At 70.9% G+C, this 20,094-nt stretch carries 18 protein-coding genes; 6 read left to right on the top strand and 12 right to left on the bottom strand.

What is annotated here, in order from left to right; genetic code table 11:
- Positions 1 to 75: 75 nt before the first annotated feature.
- Both K3U93_RS10040 and fmt read right to left on the bottom strand, forming a co-directional pair.
- The gene (locus tag K3U93_RS10040; RefSeq protein WP_071512880.1) at positions 76 to 1,449 is read right to left on the bottom strand and encodes an RsmB/NOP family class I SAM-dependent RNA methyltransferase; all 1,374 of its coding nucleotides are present in this window, start codon (positions 1,447 to 1,449) and stop codon (positions 76 to 78) included.
- Positions 1,446 to 2,378 (bottom strand): methionyl-tRNA formyltransferase, encoded by a 933-nt coding sequence (gene fmt / locus K3U93_RS10035; RefSeq protein ID WP_071512879.1) that lies wholly within the window; start codon positions 2,376 to 2,378, stop codon positions 1,446 to 1,448. Before fmt ends, K3U93_RS10040 begins: the two co-directional genes overlap by 4 nt.
- 182 nt (positions 2,379 to 2,560) lie before the next feature.
- Between fmt and K3U93_RS10030 the strand changes: the two genes are divergently transcribed.
- Positions 2,561 to 3,394: a class I SAM-dependent methyltransferase gene (locus tag K3U93_RS10030; protein ID WP_071512878.1), complete on the top strand. Its 834-nt coding sequence runs from the start codon at positions 2,561 to 2,563 to the stop codon at positions 3,392 to 3,394.
- A 59-nt stretch (positions 3,395 to 3,453) separates the two neighbouring features.
- Here the strand turns inward: K3U93_RS10030 and K3U93_RS10025 are convergent, their stop codons facing one another.
- The 3 genes from K3U93_RS10025 to K3U93_RS10015 all read right to left on the bottom strand — a co-directional run bounded on the left by K3U93_RS10025 (position 3,454) and on the right by K3U93_RS10015 (position 6,918).
- Positions 3,454 to 3,942 (bottom strand): MarR family winged helix-turn-helix transcriptional regulator, encoded by a 489-nt coding sequence (locus K3U93_RS10025; protein ID WP_071512877.1) that lies wholly within the window; start codon positions 3,940 to 3,942, stop codon positions 3,454 to 3,456.
- Between the two features lie 145 nt (positions 3,943 to 4,087).
- Positions 4,088 to 6,046: a primosomal protein N' gene (locus K3U93_RS10020; protein ID WP_083010909.1), complete on the bottom strand. Its 1,959-nt coding sequence runs from the start codon at positions 6,044 to 6,046 to the stop codon at positions 4,088 to 4,090.
- Positions 6,047 to 6,177: 131 nt separating this feature from the next.
- Entirely contained in the window at positions 6,178 to 6,918 is a 741-nt protein-coding gene (locus K3U93_RS10015) for a lysoplasmalogenase (RefSeq protein ID WP_083010851.1), read from the bottom strand.
- Here K3U93_RS10015 and K3U93_RS10010 point away from each other — a divergent pair.
- The 4 genes from K3U93_RS10010 to K3U93_RS09995 all read left to right on the top strand — a co-directional run bounded on the left by K3U93_RS10010 (position 6,917) and on the right by K3U93_RS09995 (position 10,683).
- Complete coding sequence (locus K3U93_RS10010; RefSeq protein WP_083010850.1) at positions 6,917 to 7,876, top strand: alpha/beta hydrolase; 960 nt, start codon at positions 6,917 to 6,919, stop codon at positions 7,874 to 7,876. The two genes, K3U93_RS10015 and K3U93_RS10010, sit on opposite strands and share 2 nt — an antisense overlap.
- 23 nt (positions 7,877 to 7,899) lie before the next feature.
- Positions 7,900 to 8,862 carry an alpha/beta hydrolase gene (locus tag K3U93_RS10005; protein WP_083010849.1) on the top strand — a complete coding sequence of 321 codons (963 nt, stop codon included), beginning with the start codon at positions 7,900 to 7,902 and terminating at the stop codon, positions 8,860 to 8,862.
- Between the two features lie 65 nt (positions 8,863 to 8,927).
- Positions 8,928 to 9,155 (top strand): hypothetical protein, encoded by a 228-nt coding sequence (locus tag K3U93_RS10000; protein WP_083010848.1) that lies wholly within the window; start codon positions 8,928 to 8,930, stop codon positions 9,153 to 9,155.
- Positions 9,156 to 9,201: 46 nt separating this feature from the next.
- Positions 9,202 to 10,683 (top strand): flavin-containing monooxygenase, encoded by a 1,482-nt coding sequence (locus tag K3U93_RS09995; RefSeq protein ID WP_083010847.1) that lies wholly within the window; start codon positions 9,202 to 9,204, stop codon positions 10,681 to 10,683.
- A gap of 69 nt (positions 10,684 to 10,752) precedes the next feature.
- Here K3U93_RS09995 and metK read toward each other — a convergent pair whose 3' ends face one another.
- The 5 genes from metK to mihF all read right to left on the bottom strand — a co-directional run bounded on the left by metK (position 10,753) and on the right by mihF (position 14,769).
- Complete coding sequence (gene metK / locus K3U93_RS09990; RefSeq protein ID WP_071512871.1) at positions 10,753 to 11,964, bottom strand: methionine adenosyltransferase; 1,212 nt, start codon at positions 11,962 to 11,964, stop codon at positions 10,753 to 10,755.
- A 118-nt stretch (positions 11,965 to 12,082) separates the two neighbouring features.
- A complete protein-coding gene (gene coaBC / locus K3U93_RS09985) occupies positions 12,083 to 13,354 on the bottom strand; it encodes a bifunctional phosphopantothenoylcysteine decarboxylase/phosphopantothenate--cysteine ligase CoaBC (RefSeq protein WP_083010908.1) in 1,272 nt (423 codons plus the stop codon).
- A 35-nt stretch (positions 13,355 to 13,389) separates the two neighbouring features.
- Positions 13,390 to 13,722 (bottom strand): DNA-directed RNA polymerase subunit omega, encoded by a 333-nt coding sequence (gene rpoZ, locus K3U93_RS09980; RefSeq protein WP_071512870.1) that lies wholly within the window; start codon positions 13,720 to 13,722, stop codon positions 13,390 to 13,392.
- Between the two features lie 70 nt (positions 13,723 to 13,792).
- Positions 13,793 to 14,395: a guanylate kinase gene (gmk, locus tag K3U93_RS09975; protein WP_083010846.1), complete on the bottom strand. Its 603-nt coding sequence runs from the start codon at positions 14,393 to 14,395 to the stop codon at positions 13,793 to 13,795.
- A gap of 56 nt (positions 14,396 to 14,451) precedes the next feature.
- On the bottom strand, positions 14,452 to 14,769 hold the full coding sequence (gene mihF, locus K3U93_RS09970; RefSeq protein WP_015355818.1) for an integration host factor, actinobacterial type: 318 nt from the start codon (positions 14,767 to 14,769) through the stop codon (positions 14,452 to 14,454).
- A 478-nt stretch (positions 14,770 to 15,247) separates the two neighbouring features.
- On the opposite strand from mihF, the gene K3U93_RS09965 reads away from it, so the two are divergent.
- Positions 15,248 to 15,670: a TOBE domain-containing protein gene (locus tag K3U93_RS09965; protein ID WP_071512868.1), complete on the top strand. Its 423-nt coding sequence runs from the start codon at positions 15,248 to 15,250 to the stop codon at positions 15,668 to 15,670.
- Positions 15,671 to 15,829: 159 nt separating this feature from the next.
- Here the strand turns inward: K3U93_RS09965 and pyrF are convergent, their stop codons facing one another.
- Both pyrF and carB read right to left on the bottom strand, forming a co-directional pair.
- Positions 15,830 to 16,669: an orotidine-5'-phosphate decarboxylase gene (gene pyrF, locus K3U93_RS09960; protein WP_071512867.1), complete on the bottom strand. Its 840-nt coding sequence runs from the start codon at positions 16,667 to 16,669 to the stop codon at positions 15,830 to 15,832.
- Positions 16,666 to 20,010 (bottom strand): carbamoyl-phosphate synthase large subunit, encoded by a 3,345-nt coding sequence (gene carB, locus K3U93_RS09955; RefSeq protein WP_083010845.1) that lies wholly within the window; start codon positions 20,008 to 20,010, stop codon positions 16,666 to 16,668. The genes pyrF and carB overlap by 4 nt, the downstream gene beginning before the upstream one ends.
- Positions 20,011 to 20,094 lie beyond the last annotated feature (84 nt).

Below are 20,094 nucleotides of genomic sequence, written 5' to 3'. Positions count from 1 at the left end.
TACGCAGCCCGGCGGCCAAGCTCACGTCAGGCGGCGCAGCGCAGCCGCGGCCAAGTCCTTTGAGTCGCGGCCTTGCTACGCCCCCAAGCGGCGCAGCGCAGCCGCGAACATGGCGTCGGTGCCGTGCCGATGCGGCCAGAGCTGCACTGAGCCCTCAGCTGGGCCCTCCCCCAGGCTCACGGGCTCGAACAGCGGGCGGGCATCCAGCGCGCACACCGGGTGGCGGCGCAGCGCGTCGCCGACCACGCCGACGGTTTCGACGAGGTGCGGCGAACAGGTCGCGTACAGCACCACGCCGCCGGGCCGGGTCAGCGCGATCGCGGCGGCCAGCAGCTCGCGCTGCAGCTTGGCCAGCGCCGGCACGTCGGCCGGCTGGCGCCGCCACCGGGCCTCGGGCCGGCGGCGCAGCGCGCCCAGCCCGGTGCAGGGGGCGTCGACAAGCACCCGGTCGAAGCCCGGCTCGAGACCGGTGTGCCGCCCGTCGACCCGCAGCACGTCGACCGGCAGCCCGCGGGTGTTTTCCACGACGAGGTCGGCGCGGCGCGGCGACGGCTCCACCGCCGTCACCCGGGCCCCGGCGTTAACGCCCAGCGCGGCCAGCAGCGCGGTCTTGCCGCCCGGCCCGGCGCACAGGTCCAGCCAGCGCCCGGTATCGCCGTCGACCGGCGCCAGCGTCAGCGCCCGGGCCACCAGCTGGCTGCCCTCGTCCTGGACCAGCGCGGCGCCGTCGCGCACGGGCGCCAGTCGCCCGGGGTCACCGCCCGGCAGGTACACCGCATACGGCGAATAACGGCCGACGGTGCCGCCCACCGCGTCGGCCAGCTCGGCGGCGGTCAGCGCTCCGGGGCGCGCCGCCAGGTGCACCTGGGGGCGTTCGTCGTCGCTGGCCAGCACCGCGTCGAGCTCCGTCGCGGCCGCGCCCAGCGCGTCGGCGAAGGCCTGGGCGATCCAGCGCGGATGGGCGTGCACGAACGCGGCGTGCCCGATCGGATCCCGCGACGGGTCGGGGGCCAGCTCGTCGACCCAGGACTTCTCGTCTCGGCCGGCGATGGTGCGCAGCACACCGTTGACGAAACCCGCTCGCGCCGAATCGAATTCGATTCCCGCCTGCTCGACCGTGGTGGACACCGCGGCGTGGGCGTCGACCCGGGTGCGCAGCAGCTGGTACGCGCCGAGCCGGAGCAGGTCGAGCAGCACCGGGTCGATGGCCTCCGGCGGGCGGCGGGCGGCCGCGCCGATGATCGCGTCGAGCAGGCCCCGGGTTCGGCAGGTGCCGTAGGTCAGCTCGGTCGCGAAAGCGGCGTCGCGGCCGGTGATTCCGCGTTCTCGCAGCAGCGCGGGCAGGGCGAGGTTGGCGTACGCGTCGCGCTCGCTGACAGCCCGGAGCACCTGGAACGCGGCGGCGCGGGCCGGGTCCAGCGGCCGCCGCCTGCGCGATGTGGCGCTCATGACGCCCGCGCGGCGGGGTCGAGCCGGGCGCCCCGCGCCCAGTCGGCGGCGTCCATGAATTTCTTTCCGGGCGGCTGGATTTGGCCCAGCCGCACCGGATCCGAGCCGGTGCCGATCCACACGCTTTGGCGGTCCACGTGAATAGCACCGGGCGGCAAGGGTTTTGGTGCCGCCGGATCGAGGTGCACCGCTCCGAGTTTGACGCGCAGGTCACCGACGAGCGTCCAGGCGCCCGGGTTGGGTGTGACGGCACGGATCCGGCGCTCCACCACCGGCGCCGGCAGGTCCCAGCGCACCCGGGCCTGCTCGACGGTGACCTTCGGCGCGATGCTGACCCCGTCGGCCGGTTGCGGTCGTGGCGTCAGCGTTCCGTCGGCGATGCCGTCCAGCGTGGTCGACAGCAGTACCGCCCCCGAAAGGGCAAGCCGCTCAAGAAGATCGCCCGCGGTGTCGGTCGGCCGGATCGTCTCGGTGACGACGCCGTAGACCGGTCCGGAGTCCAGGCTCGGCTCGATCCGGAAGGTGGTGGCCCCGGTGATGGTGTCCCCCGCGGCGATCGCGGCCTGCACCGGCGCCGCGCCCCGCCAGGCGGGCAGCAGCGAGAAGTGCAGGTTGATCCAGCCGTGCGGGGGCACCGCGAGCAGGTCGTCGCGCAGCAACGCGCCATAGGCCACGACCGCGCAGCAGTCCGGCGCCAGCTCCGACAGCTCGGCGACGAACTCCGCCGAGTTCGGCCGGGCCGGCCGCAGCACCGGGATGCCACGGTCGAGGGCCTCGCGGGCCACCGGCGAGGGCTCCGGCTTGCCGCGCCGGCCGCCGGCCGCGTCGGGCCGGGTGAGCACGGCGATCACCTCGTGCCGGGGCGAGTCGGTGAGGCGCCGCAGCGCGGGCAGCGCGGGTTCGGGGGTGCCGGCGAAGACGAGACGCACGGGCACAGTCTAGGAAGCGCCGGACCCCGGCCCGACATGCCGGAGCGGTCTCGAACTGCACGCGTACACTATTGCTAATGCATACTATTGCTTGAGGTCATAGTTTATGGCCACGTATCGCACTGCCGTGCTGACGACAACGAGGTCGAGTGGGCAGCCCATTCCTTACTGAAGGAGGTCTGATGACTCTCGACACACCCGTACGCGACGACCATCGGCTGGCGGCCACGCACCGAGCGATGTGGGCGCTGGGCGACTACGCCCTGATGGCCGAGGAAGTGATGGCCCCGCTGGGCCCGGTGCTGGTCAAGGCCACGGGCATCGCGCCGGGCGTTCGCGTGCTCGACGTGGCCGCCGGCTCGGGCAACATCTCGCTGCCCGCGGCGGCGGCGGGCGCCGACGTCGTTTCCACCGACCTCACACCCGAGCTGCTGCGGCGGTCCCAGGCCAGGGCCGCGGCACAGGGGTTGACGCTCGACTACCGGGAAGCCAACGCGCACGCGCTGCCGTTTGGCGACGGCGAGTTCGACATCGTGATGTCGGCGATCGGCGTGCAGTTCGCGCCGGACCATCGGCGCGCGGCCGACGAGCTGGCCAGGGTCTGCCGGCCGGGCGGGACGATCGGGGTGATCAGCTGGACCCCGGAAGGGTTCTTCGGCCGGATGCTGGCCACCATCAGGCCATACCGTCCGAGCCTGTCACCGGCCGTGCCCCCGGCGGCGCTATGGGGGCGTGAGGGCTATGTGGCCGGGCTGCTGCGCGGAAGGGTCGGCCGCATCGCGACCCTGCGGGGCAATTTGGAGGTGAACCGGTTCGACAGCGCCGAGGCCGTGCACGACTACTTCAAGAATCACTACGGCCCGACGATCGAGGCGTACGCGAACATCGGCCACAATCGGGTGCTGGCCGCCGAACTCGACGCCCAGCTCGTCGAGCTCGCGCAACAGTACCTGACCAACGGCTCCATGCACTGGGAGTACCTGCTGGTCACCGCGGAAAAGCAGGCCAAACGGTGAGTCAGGATCCGTGCCGGGCCGCCCCCAGCCCGGCACGGGTCCCGACGACTAAAAGATAACTAGAGATCGATATCCGCGTCCAGGTGGACGTCGGGTTCACCGCCGGCGGCGGTGAACGCCGTGAGGGCCCGCACCAGCCCATGGCGCTCCGGGCGCGGCATCTGCTCCACGATGGCAGCGATCTCGGCACGCCGGTGCGCGGTGACCCGGAGAACGACCTCGCGTCCACGCTTGGTCAGCGCGGCGAGCAGCTCGCGCCGGGAAGTCGGGTGTGGCAGGCGGTCGATCAGACCGGCGGCGACGAGCCGGTCGACCATCCGGCCGGTGGCCGACGGCTGCACGCCCAGCAGGCCGGCCAGCGTGGCCAGGTTGACCGGACCCCGGTTGAACAGGAGCACCAGGGTCCGGAACTGCGGAATGGTGATGGTCTCGTCGACCTGCCCGATCGAGCGAGCCGAGATGGCCACCAGCAACCGGGAGGCCGTCAGCAGCGCGTCGGTGATCACATCGAGTGACTCGTCAGCTGTCGTCGCGTTGTCCGCGGCCATCGCGCGCCCCTCCTCCAGGCTTTCCCTGGGCCGTCTCGAGCCATTAGCGGGCTAAGGCGTAGAAAGTGTAACAAGCCTTAATGTCGTATCCAGGAATTGTTTCCCACGAAAACTATCGTTGCGGGACATGGTTGGGTGCGGCCGGCTATCCGATATGCAGCGAGTCCATCTGGACCCGGACCGGTTCGTGGTTTTGCCGGGCGCTGAGCACGCCCACGCCGCGGCGCAGCGCCGCCGCCAGCGCCAGGCCGTGCTCGCGGCGGACCCGGACTAGCATCCTGATGGCCGGCGCGTCGGCGGGGGTCCCGACGGGACGGCGCACCCCGGGCGGCAGGTCCACCGGGCCGAGCAGGTCGGCTTGCAAGGCGTCCTGGTCGGGCAACCGCGCCTCGTCGAGCAGAGCCATCACGGCCTCGTAGCTGCCGTCGACGGCCGCCATGTGCACACCGGGCGGCAGGCCGACCTCGGTGCGGGCGGTGAGCTCGGCTTCCGCATGCCCCACGGGGTCCCACCGGATCAGCGATTGCACTGTGGGAATGGACGATTCGGCGACCACCAGCACCACGCCGCCGTCGCCGCGGGCACGCACCAGGGCGGCCGCGGTCATCCAGCGCCACAGCGCGTCCTCGGCCGCGCGCAAATCCTGCCGGCCCAGCAGCGCCCACGTGTCGAGCAGCAGGGCCGCCCCGTAGCCGCCCGCCGCGCGGGGTTCGGCACCCGGCGTGGCGACGACCAGGGCCGGCCGGGCGGCGACCTCCGGCACGATGGCGTCGCCCGCCGAGGTGATGACCGCCGTGCCGGCGAACGCCCGGCCGAGCTCTTCGGCCGTCCGCCGGGCCCCGACGACCACCGCGCGCACCGCGTCCGATCCGCAGCGCGCGCACCGCAGCGTCGGGTCCACCCGGCCGCACCAGCGGCAGACGGCACCGAGGGCGCCCCGCTCCTGCAGCGACAGCGGACCGGTGCAGTGCCGGCAGCGGACGATGGCGCGGCAACGCGCGCAGGCCAGCGAAGGCACATACCCGCGCCGCGGCACCTGCACCAGCACCGGCGCCCCGGTCTCCAGCGCCGAGCGAGCCGTGCGCAGCGCGATGGACGGAAGCCGCGCGGTGCGCGCCGCCGGGTCGCGTTCCTCGGCGTATCCGCTGTCGTCGAGCGCGACCACCCGCGGCGTGCGGGCCCGCACCACTGGCCGTGCCGCGACGATGTCGTGCGCCCACCCGCCGCGCACCAATACCTGGGCCTCGGCGGTCCTCGCGTAGCCACCGATCAGCGCCGCGCATTGCGCCTGGTGCGCCCGCAGCATCGCCACCTCGCGGGCATGCGGGTACGGCGCCCGCGGCTCGGCCAGGGTGTCGTCGGCGTCGGCCCACACCATGACCAATCCCAGGTCGCTCAGCGGCGCGAACACCGCACTGCGGGTGCCGATCACCAACCGCGCCGCGCCCCGCAGCGCCGCAAGCCAACGCCGGTAGCGGGCGGCCGGCCCGAGCCCCGCCGACAGCGCTACCACGCTGTTGGCGTCGACGTGGGCCGTCGCGGCCCGCCACAGCGCGTCCAGATCCCGCTGATCGGGCACGATTGCCAGCGCGGAGCGTCCCGTCCGGACGGTTTGCGCGGCGGCCTCGGCGAGCCGGTCCGCCCACTGCTCGCCCGGTAGCGCCTGCCAGACGGCCCGGGCGGCGCGGGACTCGGCCAGCGCGGCCAGGAACTGCCCGCCGCGGCCGTAAACGTCCCAGCCCGACGGATCGACCGGCTTGACGACCGGCAGCGGAAGGATCGCCGCGGGTTCCCGCTCCACCCTGGCGTGTCGGGGCGGCACCGCCAGCCGCAACACGTCCGGCCGGGTCCCGGCGTAGCGCGCCGCGACCGCGTCGACCAGCCGACGGATTTCCGCGGTGAGCACCGGTTCGGGCGACACGACGCGGTCGAGCCAGCCCAGTTTGCCGGTGTGGTCGGTGTCATCGCGCCGCTCCAACACGAACCCGTCGACCAGCCGGCCGTGGAACCGGACCCGCACCCGCACCCCGGGCTGGGCATCGCCGGACTGCTCGGCCGACACCAGGTAGTCGAACTCGCGATCCAGGTGCGGCACCGACAGCATGGGCAGCACCCGGGCGATCGGCGCCCCGCAGGCGGGCGTGCGTGCGGCACCGGTCCGCGTCACGGTACCCGAGATACCTTGCTAGCCAACATGTTCATCTCGGGGCACACCGTACCGCCGAGGACCGACAACTAGCCCTCGTATTCGTCAGGCTCGGGCTCCGGCGCGTAGTCGGGTTCCTCTCGACCGAAGAAGAAGCCGGCCGTTATCAGCACCTGCGCGGCGACGTACATCCACCAGATCGGCACCGCCAACGCGTCGTTGTACAGGACGAAACGGCCGATGGCGATCATCGTGTCCGACACCGCGAAACACACCGCCCCCACCGCCGTCCAGATCGTCGGCAGGTCGGCCAGCAGCGCCGCGCATACCATCGCGGTCAGCGCGAGGATGTAGACCGTCACCGGAATCGTCAGCTTGTCCCGGCCCAGGTGGGGCCAGAACCACGCCAACAACGACACCGACATCAGGCACACCAGGGCGACGGCGGCCAGGCGCACCCGCGACGGCCGCGCCAGCGGGAGCAGCGCGCCCAGGAAACACAAGTGCGCCAACAGGAATGCCACCAGCCCGAAGCCGAATGACAGCGTCCACCACGGGATCGCCAACAGCCAGTCGCCCATGGCCGACAAGAGCAGCGCCGGCATCAGCCACCGCCGCTCGCGGACGACGGGATGCGCCACCGCGGCGACGGCCAGCAACAATGCCATCGACGCCTTGAACGGCGGCTGCAGGATCCAGTGCCCGGTCAATTCCGCTCCCGGCGGGGAGCGCAACGCGAGCACGGTCAAGTAGACGCCGTAGCCGACGCCCGCCCAGCCGGCCAGCACCCAGCCGCCGGCCACCAGGCGAGGTGCGTACGGTACTTCCATGCCCAGCTTGGACAGGACAGCCGACGAGAAACCCGCTATCGACCCCATCCTGCTGAAGGTACTGGATGCGGTTCCCTTTCGGTTAACAACCGACGATGGTGTCGACGCGGCGCGGCAACGGCTCCGCGACCTGCCGCGCCGGCCGGTGCACCCCGAGCTGCGCGTCGAGGACCGGGCCATCCCGGGTCCCGCCGGCCCCGTCGACATCCGGATCTATTGGCCGCCAACCGATCCCGGTGACGGCGCACCCGTCGTCCTGTATTTCCACGGTGGCGGTTTCGTCGTGGGCGACCTGGACACCCACGACGGCTCGTGTCGCCAGCACACCGTCGGCGCCGACGCGATCGTGGTGTCCGTCGACTACCGGCTGGCGCCCGAGCACCCCTACCCGGCCGCCGTCGAAGACGCTTGGGCCGCAACGCTCTGGGCCGCCGAGCGCGGTCCCGAGATCGGCGCCGACACCGCCCGGCTGGCCGTCGCCGGGGATTCGGCCGGCGGGACCATCGCGGCGGCGACGGCGCAACTGGCCCGGGATAACGCGGGCCCGCCGATCGCGTTCCAGCTGTTGTGGTATCCCTCCACGCTGTGGGACCCGTCGCTGCCGTCCTTCACCGAAAACGCCACCGCCCCGATCCTCGACGCCAGGGCCATCGCCGCGTTCTCCCGTTGGTACGCAGGCGAAGTCGACCTGTCCGACCCGCCCCCGGGCATGGCGCCGGGGCGGGCGAAAAGCCTGGCGAACCTGCCGCCGGCCTACATCGGCGTCGCCGGTCACGACCCGTTGCGCGACGACGGCATCCGGTACGGCGAGCTGCTGGCCGCCGCCGGCGTCCCCGTCCAGGTGCACAACGCCGAGACGATGGTGCACGGCTACCTCGGCTACGCCGGCGTGGTGCCCGCGGCCACCGCGGGGCTGGAGCGCGGGCTCGCGGCGTTGCGGAATGCGCTGCACGGGTAGAGCCGAAGCGTACGGTGAACCCCATGATCGAGCCGACCATCGCCCGACCGGACATCGATCCGACGCTCAAGACGTTGCTGGACACGTTCCCGATGACCTTCAACGCGGCCGACGGCGTCGAGGTGGCACGCTCGCGGCTGCGGCAGCTCAAGGTGCCCCCGGAAATGCTTCCCGACCTGCGGATCGAAGAGCGGTCGATCGGTCACGGCGACCTCACCGACATCCCCGTTCGGATCTACTGGCCGCCCCGCGACGACGCGGCCTTGCCGGTCGTCGTGTTCTACCACGGCGGCGGATTCTCGCTCGGCGACCTGGACACCCACGACCCCCTGGCCCGGGGCCACGCCACGGGCGCGGAGGCCATCGTGGTGTCCGTCGATTACCGGCTGGCCCCCGAGCATCCGTTTCCGGCGGGGGTGAATGACTGCTGGGCCGCGTTGCGATGGGTCGGTGAGCACGCCGCCGAGCTGGGCGGTGACCCGGACCGGATCGCCGTCGCGGGCGACTCGGCGGGCGGCAACCTCGCCGCGGTCATGGCGCAGCTGGCCCGCGATAACGGCGGGCCGGCGCTGGCCTTCCAACTGCTGTGGTATCCGGTGGTCACCGCGGACCTGTCCCTGCCGTCGTTCATCGAGAACGCCGACGCGCCGATCCTGGACCGCGACGTCATCGACGCCTTTTTGACCTGGTACCTGCCCGACCTCGACATCGCCGACCCGAGGGCCTTGCCCAGCACGCTGGCCCCGGCCAATGCCGCCGATCTATCCGGTCTGCCGCCCGCCTACGTCGGGACCGCCGAACATGATCCGCTGCGCGACGACGGGGCCCGCTACGCCGAGCTGCTGAACGCCGCGGGCGTGCCCGCCGAACTCAGCAACGAGCCAACCCTGGTGCACGGCTACGCCAGCTTCGCCCTGGTGATACCCGCCGCCGCCGAGGCCACCAACCGCGGGCTGGCGGCGCTGAAGAAGGCGCTGCACCCCTAGGCTCGCTCAGCCGCGGCGTGAACACCCGCTGGGCGCCACGCCCGCGTCATCCATACAGTGGAGTCATGGCGACCCTCACCGCCGGGCGGCTGCACGAAGCGCGGCGCTACTTCTCCGCCGTGTGGATCATCGCGCGGCGGGCCATCGACGACGACGTCATCGGGACGCACCGCATCCGGCGCGGCCCGCGCTGGCGGCCCGACCCGGAAGCCTTCGGCCCCAACCGTTTTCGCCCGCTGGACGGGGATCGTCCCTCATGCCCGGCCATCCCGTCGAACTCGAGGCGACGATGACCCTGCGACCCAGGCGCGGGGTGCACGTCATCGCAAGCGGGCGCCCATGAGAACCCCCGACCACCACACCCTGATCGTCGGCGCCGGATTCTCCGGCATCGGCGCCGCGATCAAGCTGGACAAAGCCGGGCTCCCCGATTACCTGCTGGTCGAAGCCGGCGACGGGGTCGGCGGCACCTGGCACTGGAACACCTATCCCGGTATCGCCGTGGACATTCCGTCGTTCTCCTACCAGTTCTCCTTCGAGCAGAGCCCGCACTGGTCGCGCACCTACGCGCCGGGGCGCGAGCTGAAGGCCTACGCCGAGCACTGCGTCGACAAATACGGGCTCCGGTCACGGATCCGGTTCAACACCAAGGTGCTAGCCGCCGAGTTCGACGACGAGCGGTCTTTGTGGCGCGTGCAGACCGATCCCGGCGGGGAGATTACGGCCAGATTCCTGATCGGCGCCAGCGGCGTGCTCACCGTGCCGAACCTGCCCGACATCGACGGCGTGGACTCCTTCGCCGGCATCACCATGCACACCGCGCGGTGGGACCACGGCCAGGACCTGACCGGCAAGCGCGTCGGGATCATCGGGACCGGAGCCTCGGCCGTGCAGGTCATTCCCGAGATCGCGCCGATTGTCAAGCGCCTCACCGTATTCCAGCGCACCCCGATCTGGTGCTTTCCCAAGCTGGATGTCCCGTTGCCGGCGCCGGCCCGCTGGGCGATGCGGATTCCCGGCGGCAACCTGGTCCAGCGGACACTCAGCCAGGCGTTCGTCGAGCTGACCTTCCCGATCGCGGCGCACTACTTCACGGTGTTCCCGCTCGCCAAGAGGATGGAATCGGCCGGGCTGGCCTATCTGCGGCAACAGGTCCACGACCCGACGGTGCGCGAGCGACTCACCCCGCGCTACGCCGTCGGCTGCAAACGGCCCGGCTTCCACAACGGCTACCTGGCCACCTTCAACCGCGACAACGTGCGGCTGGTCACCGAGCCGATCGACAAGATCACGCCGCGCGCGGTGACCACCACCGACGGCGAAAGCCACGAGATCGACGTGCTGGTGCTGGCGACCGGCTTCAAGGTGATGGACACCGACAACGTCCCCACCTTTTCGGTCACCGGAAGCTGCGGCCGGTCCTTGAGCCGGTTCTGGGACGACCAGCGGCTGCAGGCCTACGAGGGCGTCAGCGTTCCGGGTTTCCCGAACATGTTCACCGTGTTCGGCCCGTACGGCTACGTTGGCTCGTCGTATTTCGCGCTCATCGAGACGCAGACCCACCACATCGTGCGGTGCCTGAAGCGGGCCCGGCGCGCCTCCGCCACCCGCGTGGAGGTGACCGAGGAAGCCAACGCCCGGTACTTCGCCGAGGTAATGCGCCGGCGGCATCGGCAGGTGTTCTGGCAGGACAGCTGCCGGCTGGCCAACAGCTACTACTTCGACAAGAACGGCGACGTGCCGCTGCGCCCCACCACCACGCTGGAGGCCTACTGGCGCAGCCGGCGCTTCGACCTCGACGACTACCGGTTCACCGCCTAGCGCGAGCAGTCGCAGAATCGCACTGCGCGGGCCCCGCGCGTGCGATTCTGCGACTGCTCGCCAAAGGAACTAGACGGCGCGCTTGAGGTCGTCGACCTTGTCGAGCCGCTCCCACGGCAGATCGATGTCGGTGCGGCCGAAGTGCCCGTAGGCGGCCGTCTGCGCGTAAATCGGGCGCAGCAGGTCCAGGTCGCGGATGATCGCGCCGGGCCGCAGGTCGAAGACCTCGGGCACGATCTTCTCGATCTTGACCGGATCGACCGTGGCGGTTCCGAAGGTCTCGACGAACAGGCCGACGGGGGCGGCCTTGCCGATGGCGTAGGCCACCTGCACCTCGACCCGCTCCGCCAGCCCGGCGGCGACGATGTTCTTGGCCACCCAGCGCATCGCGTACGCCGCCGACCGGTCCACCTTGGACGGATCCTTGCCGGAGAAGGCGCCGCCGCCGTGCCGGGCCCAGCCGCCGTAGGTGTCGACGATGATCTTGCGGCCGGTCAGCCCCGCGTCGCCCATCGGTCCGCCGAGCACGAACTTGCCCGTCGGGTTGATCAGCAACCGGGTCGACGAGGTGTCCAGCGTGTCGTGGGCCAGGTCGTCGAGCACGGTGTTGAGCACCTTCTCCCGGACGTCGGGGGTCAGCGTGTGCTCCAGGTCGACGTCGGCCGCGTGCTGGGTGGAGATGACCACGGTGTCGAGTGCGACCGGAACGTCGTCCTCGTAGGCGATGGTGACCTGCGTCTTGCCGTCGGGACGCAGGTAGGGCAGCACGCCGTTCTTGCGGACCTCGGTCAGCCGCCGCGACAGGCGGTGGGCCAGCGCGATCGGCAGCGGCATCAGTTCCGGGGTGTCGTTGATCGCGTAGCCGAACATCAGGCCCTGGTCGCCGGCGCCCTGCGCGTCCAGCGGGTCCGCCGCGCCCTCGACGCGGGCCTCGTGGGCGGTGTCGACGCCCTGGGCGATGTCGGGCGATTGCGCGCCGATGCCGATGTTCACCCCGCACGACGCCCCGTCGAAGCCCTTCTCCGACGAGTCGTAGCCGATCTCCAGGATGCGCTCGCGCACGGTGTTGGTGATGTCGGCGAACGCCTCCTTCGCCGTCGTCGTCACCTCGCCCACCACGTGCACCTGGCCCGTGGTGACCAGCGTCTCGACCGCGACACGCGAGCGGGGGTCCTGCGCCAGCAGCGCGTCGAGGACCGAGTCGCTGATCGCGTCACAGATCTTGTCGGGGTGCCCCTCGGTCACCGACTCACTGGTAAACAGCCGACCCTTTTCGCTCACAGTCTCAATCCTTCCAATAATTAGTTAGCCGAATTATATCGGCCGGTATTTGGTCGCGGCCACCCGAGCAAGGGATCGTCCAGCACCCCTCCAGGCGCCGCACAGAAGCGGGACCCCGCTACCCGTTCTCGCCGTGCAGGAACGCGACGATCGCATCCACGATACGACTGGCCATCAACGTCTTGGAGCCGTGCTCCAGCGCCGACTCGGTGCCGTCGGACGCCAGCAGCCAGCCGTCGTTGCTGTCCACCTCGAACGCCTTGTTCTCGCCGACGGCGTTGACCACCAACAGGTCGCAGCCTTTGCGCCGCAGCTTCGCCCGGGCATGGAACAACACGTCGCCGTTCGCGTCGCCGGTCTCGGCGGCGAAGCCCACGATGGCCCGCATGTTGGGCAGCTGCCCGTGCGCGCGGGCCCGCACCGCGCCCGCCAGCACGTCGTCGTTGCGCACCAAGGTGATCAGCGGCGGCTCGTCCTGGTCGCCCGGGCCCTTCTTGATCTTGGCGGCGGCGACCCGCGCGGGCCGGAAGTCGGCGACCGCCGCCGCCATCACCAGGACGTCCGCCTCGGGAGCGTGCTTGGACACCGCGTCGCCGAGCTGTTCCGCCGAGCTGACGTGCACGACGTGGACACCGGCGGGGTCGATCAGTCCGGCGGTGTGCCCGGCGATCAGCGTGACCTCGGCGCCGCGCTGGGCGGCGACCCGCGCCACCGCGTAGCCCTGCTTGCCGGAGCTGCGGTTGCCGATGAAACGCACGGGATCGATGGGTTCACGGGTGCCGCCGGCGGTCACCAAGAGCCGCCAGCCGGCGAGGTCGTAGGGCAGCGCGTCGTGGCGCTCCAGCAGCAGGTGGGCCAGCGTGGTGATCTCCTCGGCCTCGGGGAGCCTGCCCGGGCCGCTGTCGGTGCCGGTGAGCCGCCCGAATGCGGGCTCGAGCACGATCACCCCACGCCGGCGCAGCGTGGCCACGTTGTCGACGGTGGCCGGGTGCAACCACATCTCGGTGTGCATCGCCGGCGCGAACAACACCGGGCATCGGGCCGTGAGCAGCGTCGCGGTGAGCAGGTCGTCGGCCCGGCCGTGCACCGCCCGGGCCAGCAGGTCGGCGGTGGCCGGCGCCACCACGACCAGATCGGCCTGCTGGCCGAGGCGGACGTGCGGCACCTCCCGGACGTCCTCGAAGACGCCGGTGTGCACCGGCTGGCCGGAGAGCGCCTCGAAGGTGGCGGCCCCCACGAAACGCAGCGCGGATTCGGTGGGGACGACACGGACCTCGTGACCCGCCTCGGCGAGCTGACGAACGACGGTGCACGCCTTGTAGGCGGCGATGCCCCCGGAGACGCCGACAATGACTTGTTTGGGGACTTGTTTGGGGACCCGGTTGGGGATCCGCTTACCGTCCACAGCGCGCCCCGGCCCGCCCGTTACTCGCCCTCGGTGTGTTCGAGCAGGTCGGCGTGGATCTCGCGCAAGGCGATGGACAGCGGCTTCTCTTGCAGCCCGGGCTCGACCAGCGGACCGACGTATTCGAGGATGCCCTCGCCGAGCTGGTTGTAGTAGTCGTTGATCTGCCGGGCCCGCTTGGCCGCATAGATCACCAGGGCGTATTTGCTCGAGACGCGGTCCAGCAGCTCGTCGATGGGCGGGTTGGTGATGCCCAACGGGGTGTCATAGGCGCCTTGTCCGCCCGCCGACGGATCGAACTGATCCACGGCAGGGACGGTGGTCAGCGACGCGTCGGGCTGGGAAATAGTCACGTTAGGTCAATCTCCTCGGCGGTTGAAGGCGGTTAAAAGCCATCGAAACGGTTAGAAGCGGCTAGAAATGCTAGGCGCCCGATGTCGGGCCTGGCGCAGTTCCCACCAGCAAGGATACCAATTCGGCGCACGCAGACTCCAATCGACTGTTGACCACGACCTCGTCGAAGTCGTCTTGGGCCGCCATCTCGACGCGAGCGGTCTCCAGGCGCCGCCGCATCACCTCTGGTGTCTCGGTGCCGCGGCCGACGAGCCTGGCCTCCAGGTCCTCCCAGCTGGGCGGCGCCAGGAAGACGGTGACGGCCTCGGGCATCGCCTTCTTGACCGCCCTGGCCCCGGCCAGGTCGACCTCGATGAGCACCGGAAGCCCGGCCGCGGCGGCGGCCCGCACCGGCTCGGCCAGGGTGCCCGATCGGTGTAGCCCGCCGTGGATCTCGGCCCACTCCAGCAGGGCGCCCTCGTCGATCAGTTGCTGGAAGCGGGCGGGACTGACGAAGTGGTAGTCGACGCCGTCGACCTCGCCCGGCCGCGGCGCCCGGGTGGTGGCCGAGACGCTGAACTGCAGGCTGGGAATCCGCTCGCGCAGGCACCGGACCACAGAGGACTTGCCGACCGCGGAGGGACCGGACAGCACGACCACACGGCCCGTGCCCGGTCCTCCGCCGACGCTCACCGGCGCCCCTGGGTCGGCACGCCCTCAGGCCTTCCGGCCTGCATCGGCCGGGCCTGTTAGGCGGAGCCGAACTTTTCCAGCAGTGCCTTGCGCTGCCGGTCGCCGAGGCCGCGCAGGCGGCGGGTGGGGGCGATTTCCAGCTCGGTCATGATCTCCTGCGCCTTGACCTTGCCCACCTTCGGCAACGCCTCAAGCAGCGCGGACACCTTCATCTTGCCCAGGACTTCATCGGTCTCGGCGTCCTTGAGCACTTGGGTCAGGTTGGTGCCACCGCGCTTGAGGCGGTCCTTGAGCTCTGCTCGCGCTCGACGGGCGGCAGCCGCCTTCTCCAACGCGGCCGCGCGCTGCTCGTCGGTCAACTGGGGAAGGGCCACGATTCCTCCGTATCTGATCAATCGATCCGCATCGATCTCTTCTTGTCTCTGCCGGGTACTTCAGCCAGCGGAGATGACCGTACTCAGGCTTCCTGACGAAATCTAACCCGACCCCCTGGTTAATGGGATAAATGCCCAGCGTGGGACCGGGGCGTGGGCCCCGCAAGCGGTCCTCGAGGCATCGCCGACAAGGGCTGGACACCGCCCCGCAACGACGGCTGCGGCGCCCTCACGCAAACCTGAATCATGGCTTCTACCAGCAGTTTTGGGCTTATCGGGAGCGCGGTGCGGCGCGGTGGCGGCCGCCGCGGATGCCGACGGCGGACGGCCGCAAGTCGGGGTGCGAGGGATCACGCATTTTTCGTGACGTGTCGCGCGTGTCGCGCCGCCGGCCGGGGGCAAGCCGGCGCCCTGGCGATCCGCCGTGCCCAGCCACGTTTCAGCTAATACGCAGTCAAATATCAGTTACCATCGAGCCGTGCCGAACCTGCGGATCCGTCAGGCGGCTGAGCTGCTGGGAGTCAGCGACGACACCGTCCGACGGTGGATCAACCAAGGCACGTTGGCGGTCAGTCACGACGCGGCCGGCCGCAAAGTCATCGCCAGCGAGGACCTGGCCGAGTTTGCCCGCACCAACGCGCCCGCCCCGCCGCCGGACCCGCTCGCCATCGGTAGCTCGGCCCGTAACCGGTTCGTCGGGCTGGTCACCAAGGTCGTCAGCGACAAAGTGATGACCCAGGTCGAGATGCAGTGCGGCCCCTTCACCGTCATCTCGCTGATGAGCACCGAGGCCGCCGACGAGCTGAAGCTGCAGCCCGGCAGCGTCGCCGTGGCCGTCGTCAAGGCCACCACCGTCATCGTCGAAACCGCGCGGCCCAGCACGGCAATAGCCTCGGACTGAAGTCCGGCCGTTGCGTCCACGGCTTTCGGTGTGAGCTGACGGCTTTCGGTGTGAGCCCAGGGTGCGATTTGGGCGATTTCTCCGCCGTGGGCTCGCACGCAGCGCCGTGGGCTCACACTCAAACCCGGACACCGTCTCGCCGCGGCTTAGCGCCCTCGCCTACCGGCCGGACAGGTACGCGACGGCGTCCAGCATCCGTTGGGCCGCCGCCCGCAGGTCCCGCACGCCCGGTCCGGCCCGCAGGATCTCGCGGGCCGCCGCGGGCAGCAGCTGGCCCGGCGCCGCCCCGCCCAGGCCGCCGAGCGCCTCGGGCCGCCCGCCCTGCGCCCCGACGCCGGGCACCAGCACCGGTCCGCCCAGGGCGCTGACGTCGGGCGGCTCGAACACCGTCGCGCCGACGACCACCCCGACGTATCCCGGCTCGGACGGGTTGGCCGACCGGTTCGCTTCCCTGTTCACCACCGCCGCCTGGTCGACGATCAGCTGGGCCACCGTGCGGCCGTCGAAGGTGGCGTGTTGCACGGTCGCGCCCTCCGGGTTGGAGGTCGCCGCCAGCACGAACACCCCCCGGTCGTGTGCCGCCGCGGCTTCCAGCAGCGGCCGCAAGGAGCCGAACCCGAGGTACGGGGAGGCGGTCACGGCGTCGGCGGCCAGCGGCGAATCGCCCGCCCAGGCGGCCGCGTAGCCGGCCATCGTCGTCCCGATGTCCCCCCGCTTGGCGTCGGCCAGCACCAGCACCCCGGCCGAGCGCAGCGCGGCGATGGTGCGTTCCAGCACGCTGAATCCGGCGGCGCCGTAGGCCTCGAAGAACGCCACCTGGGGTTTGACGACGGCGAATCCGGAGAACGCCTCGACGCAGGTGTCGCAGAACGCGGCCAGCCCGTCGGCGGTGGCCGGCAGGTCCCACGCCCGCAGCAGCTCGGGATGCGGGTCGATGCCCAGGCACAGCGGCCCGCGTTCCGCCTTCGCCGCGGCCAGCCGGGCGCCGAAGCCGGTCACCGGTGGCCGCCCATCGAGCTGTGCAGCTCCTGCAGCGACCGCACGCCGATGTCGCCGCGGATGCCGGCCTCGATGCCCTGCACGGCGGCCGACGCGCCCTGCACCGTCGTGACGCAGGGGATGTTGACGCTTACGGCGGCCGAGCGGATCTCGTAGCCGTCGATGCGCGGACCGGAGTTGCCGTAGGGGGTATTGATCACCATGTCGACCTCGCCGGCCTTGATGGCGTCGACCGCGGACACCGCGGGGCGGCCCGGCCGTGGCTCCTCGAAGTGCTTGCGGACCTCGTCGCAGGGAATCCCGTTGCGGCGCAACATCTCCGCGGTTCCCTCGGTGGCCAGGACGCGAAATCCCAAGTCGGCCAGCCGCTTGACGGGGAACACCAGTGACCTTTTGTCCCGGTTGGCGACGGACACGAATACGGTGCCGCGGGCCGGCAGCGATCCGTAGGCGGCGGTTTGGCTCTTGGCGAAGGCGCTGCCGAAGTCGCGGTCGATGCCCATCACCTCGCCGGTCGACTTCATCTCCGGGCCGAGCAGGGAGTCGATGGCCGCCCCGTCGGCGCGGCGGAAGCGGTGGAACGGCAGCACGGCCTCCTTGACCGCGATCGGGGCCTGCGGCGGCGCGTGGGCGCCGTCCCCGTCGGGCGCCAGCAGTCCCTCGTGGCGAAGCTGGGAAATGGTGGCGCCCAACATGATCCGGGCGCACGCCTTGGCGAGCGGGATCGCGGTGGCCTTGGACACGAACGGGACCGTGCGGCTGGCGCGGGGGTTGGCCTCCAGGACGTAGAGGACGTCGTCCTTGAGGGCGTACTGCACGTTGAGCAGGCCGACGACGCCGATGCCGTGCGCGATGGCCTCGGTGGCTTTCCGGACCTTCTCGATGTCGCTGCGGCCCAGCGTGACCGGCGGTAGCGCGCAGGCGGAGTCGCCGGAGTGGATGCCGGCCTCCTCGATATGCTCCATGATCCCGCCGATGTAGACCTCGGCGCCGTCGCACAGCGCGTCGACGTCGATCTCGACGGCGTCCTCGAGGAAGCGGTCGACGAGCACCGGGTGTTCGGGCGAGAGCTCGGTGGCGCGGGTGATGTAGCCCTTCAGCGTCTCCTCGTCGTAGACGATCTCCATGCCGCGGCCACCCAGCACGTACGACGGCCGCACCAGCACCGGGTATCCGATGTCTTCGGCGATGCGGCGGGCCTGCGCGAAAGTCGTTGCGGTGCCGTACTTCGGCGCGGGCAGGCCGGCGGCGCCCAGCACGTCGCCGAAGGCGCCGCGGTCCTCGGCCAGGTCGATGGCCTCCGGTGGGGTGCCCACGATCGGAACGCCGGCGTCGAAGAGCCGTTGCGCCAGCCCGAGCGGGGTCTGGCCGCCGAGCTGCACGATCACGCCCGCGACACCGGGGCCGCCCTCGCCCGACTGGGTTTCGGCGCGGAACACCTCGAGCACGTCCTCGAACGTCAGCGGCTCGAAGTAGAGCCGGTCGGCGGTGTCGTAGTCGGTGGACACCGTCTCCGGGTTGCAGTTGACCATCACGGTCTCAAAACCGGCCTGGCTCAACGTGGTTGCCGCGTGCACGCAGCTGTAGTCGAACTCGATGCCCTGGCCGATCCGGTTGGGCCCGGATCCCAGGATCAGCACCTTGGGCCTCTCGGCCTGCGGGGCGACCTCGCTCTCGGCGGCCGGGTCGAGCTCGTAGCTGCTGTAGTGGTAGGGCGTCTTGGCCTCGAACTCGGCGGCGCAGGTGTCCACCGTCTTGTACACCGGGTGGATGCCGAGGCGCTCGCGCAGCGACCGCACCCCGTTCTCGCCGGCCAATTCCGGTCGCAGCGCGGCGATCTGGCGGTCCGACAGGCCGTTGTGCTTGCCGCACCGCAGCAGGTCGGCATCAAGGACGGGCGCGGCGGCCAGCTCGGCCCGCAGCTTGACCAGCTCGCCGATCTGCGCGACGAACCACGGGTCGACGCCACTGGCCCCCGCCACCTGCTCGACCGACGCGCCCAGCCGCAGCGCCAGTTCGATGTCGTAGAGCCGGCCCTCGGTGGGCGTCTGCAGCCGGGTCAGCACCTCGCCGAGGTCGCCGTCGGGATCGGGCTTGGTCCAGAACCCGGCGCGGGTGGTCTCCAGGGAGCGCATCACCTTGCCGAGCGCCTCGATGAAGTTGCGGCCCAACGACATTGCCTCCCCGACGGATTTCATCGTGGTGGTCAGGGTGGGGTCGGCGCCGGGGAATTTCTCGAACGCGAATCGCGGCGCCTTGACCACGACGTAGTCCAGGGTGGGTTCGAAGCAGGCCGGGGTTTCCTTGGTGATGTCGTTGACGATCTCGTCCAGGGTGTAGCCGATGGCCAGCTTGGCGGCGATCTTGGCGATCGGGAAGCCGGTGGCCTTGGACGCCAACGCACTTGACCGTGACACCCGCGGGTTCATCTCGACCACGATCAGCCGGCCGTCACGCGGGTTGACCGCGAACTGGATGTTGCAGCCGCCGGTGTCCACGCCGACCTCCCGCAGGATGGCGATGCCCAGGTCGCGCATCCGCTGGTACTCCCGGTCGGTGAGCGTCATGGCGGGCGCCACGGTGACCGAGTCGCCGGTGTGCACGCCCATCGGGTCGACGTTCTCGATCGAGCACACCACCACCACGTTGTCGTGGCCGTCGCGCATCAGCTCGAGCTCGAATTCCTTCCAGCCGTGGATCGATTCCTCGATGAGCACGTTGGCGCTGGGGCTCGCGGCCAGCCCGGCACCGGCCATCCGGTCGACCTCATCGATCGATCGCGCCATGCCCGAGCCCAGCCCGCCCATGGTGAAGCTGGGCCGCACCACCACCGGCAGGCCAAGCTCGGCGACCGTCTCGCGGACCTCTTCCATGGTGAAACAGACTCGGCTGCCGGCGGATTCGCCGCCGACCTTGGCGACGATGTCCTTGAACCGCTGGCGGTCCTCGCCACGCTGGATGGCGTCGAAGTCGGCGCCGATGAGCTCGACGCCGTAGCGCTCCAGCGCCCCGCTCTCGTACAGCGCGACGGCGGTGTTGAGCGCGGTCTGCCCGCCCAGCGTGGCCAGCAGCGCGTCGATCCTGTTGCCGCGCTGCGCCTGCTGGGCGATCACCCGCTCGACGAAGGCCGGGGTGATGGGCTCGACGTAGGTGTGGTCGGCGTACTCCGGGTCGGTCATGATGGTGGCCGGGTTGGAGTTGACCAGGCTCACCTGCAGGCCCTCGGCCTTGAGGACCCGACACGCCTGGGTGCCGGAGTAGTCGAACTCGCAGGCCTGCCCGATGACGATCGGCCCCGAGCCGATCACCAGCACGTGGTTGAGGTCGGTTCGCCGCGGCACTAGCGCCCCCCTTCGGTCCGGGCGCGAGCGTGCGCAGTTGTACACCGTTTACGGCGTGTCCTTGTACAGACACGCACGCTCGCG

This window comes from Mycobacterium malmoense (genome assembly GCF_019645855.1).
GTDB lineage: Bacteria > Actinomycetota > Actinomycetes > Mycobacteriales > Mycobacteriaceae > Mycobacterium > Mycobacterium malmoense.
Note: the sequence above shows the minus strand (reverse complement) of the source record. Positions and strands in the feature narration are given on the sequence as shown.

Bases quoted from the DNA above. Each gene is read 5' to 3' on its own strand.
- K3U93_RS09995 (WP_083010847.1), top strand. From the start codon at position 9,202: ATGAGAACCCCCGACCACCACACCCTGATCGTCGGCGCCGGATTCTCC.
- K3U93_RS10010 (WP_083010850.1), top strand. From the start codon at position 6,917: ATGCCCAGCTTGGACAGGACAGCCGACGAGAAACCCGCTATCGACCCC.
- K3U93_RS10040 (WP_071512880.1), bottom strand. From the start codon at position 1,449: ATGAGCGCCACATCGCGCAGGCGGCGGCCGCTGGACCCGGCCCGCGCC.
- K3U93_RS10020 (WP_083010909.1), bottom strand. From the start codon at position 6,046: ATGCTGTCGGTGCCGCACCTGGATCGCGAGTTCGACTACCTGGTGTCG.
- K3U93_RS10030 (WP_071512878.1), top strand. From the start codon at position 2,561: ATGACTCTCGACACACCCGTACGCGACGACCATCGGCTGGCGGCCACG.
- K3U93_RS10005 (WP_083010849.1), top strand. From the start codon at position 7,900: ATGATCGAGCCGACCATCGCCCGACCGGACATCGATCCGACGCTCAAG.
- K3U93_RS10000 (WP_083010848.1), top strand. From the start codon at position 8,928: ATGGCGACCCTCACCGCCGGGCGGCTGCACGAAGCGCGGCGCTACTTC.
- K3U93_RS10015 (WP_083010851.1), bottom strand. From the start codon at position 6,918: ATGGAAGTACCGTACGCACCTCGCCTGGTGGCCGGCGGCTGGGTGCTG.
- K3U93_RS10025 (WP_071512877.1), bottom strand. From the start codon at position 3,942: ATGGCCGCGGACAACGCGACGACAGCTGACGAGTCACTCGATGTGATC.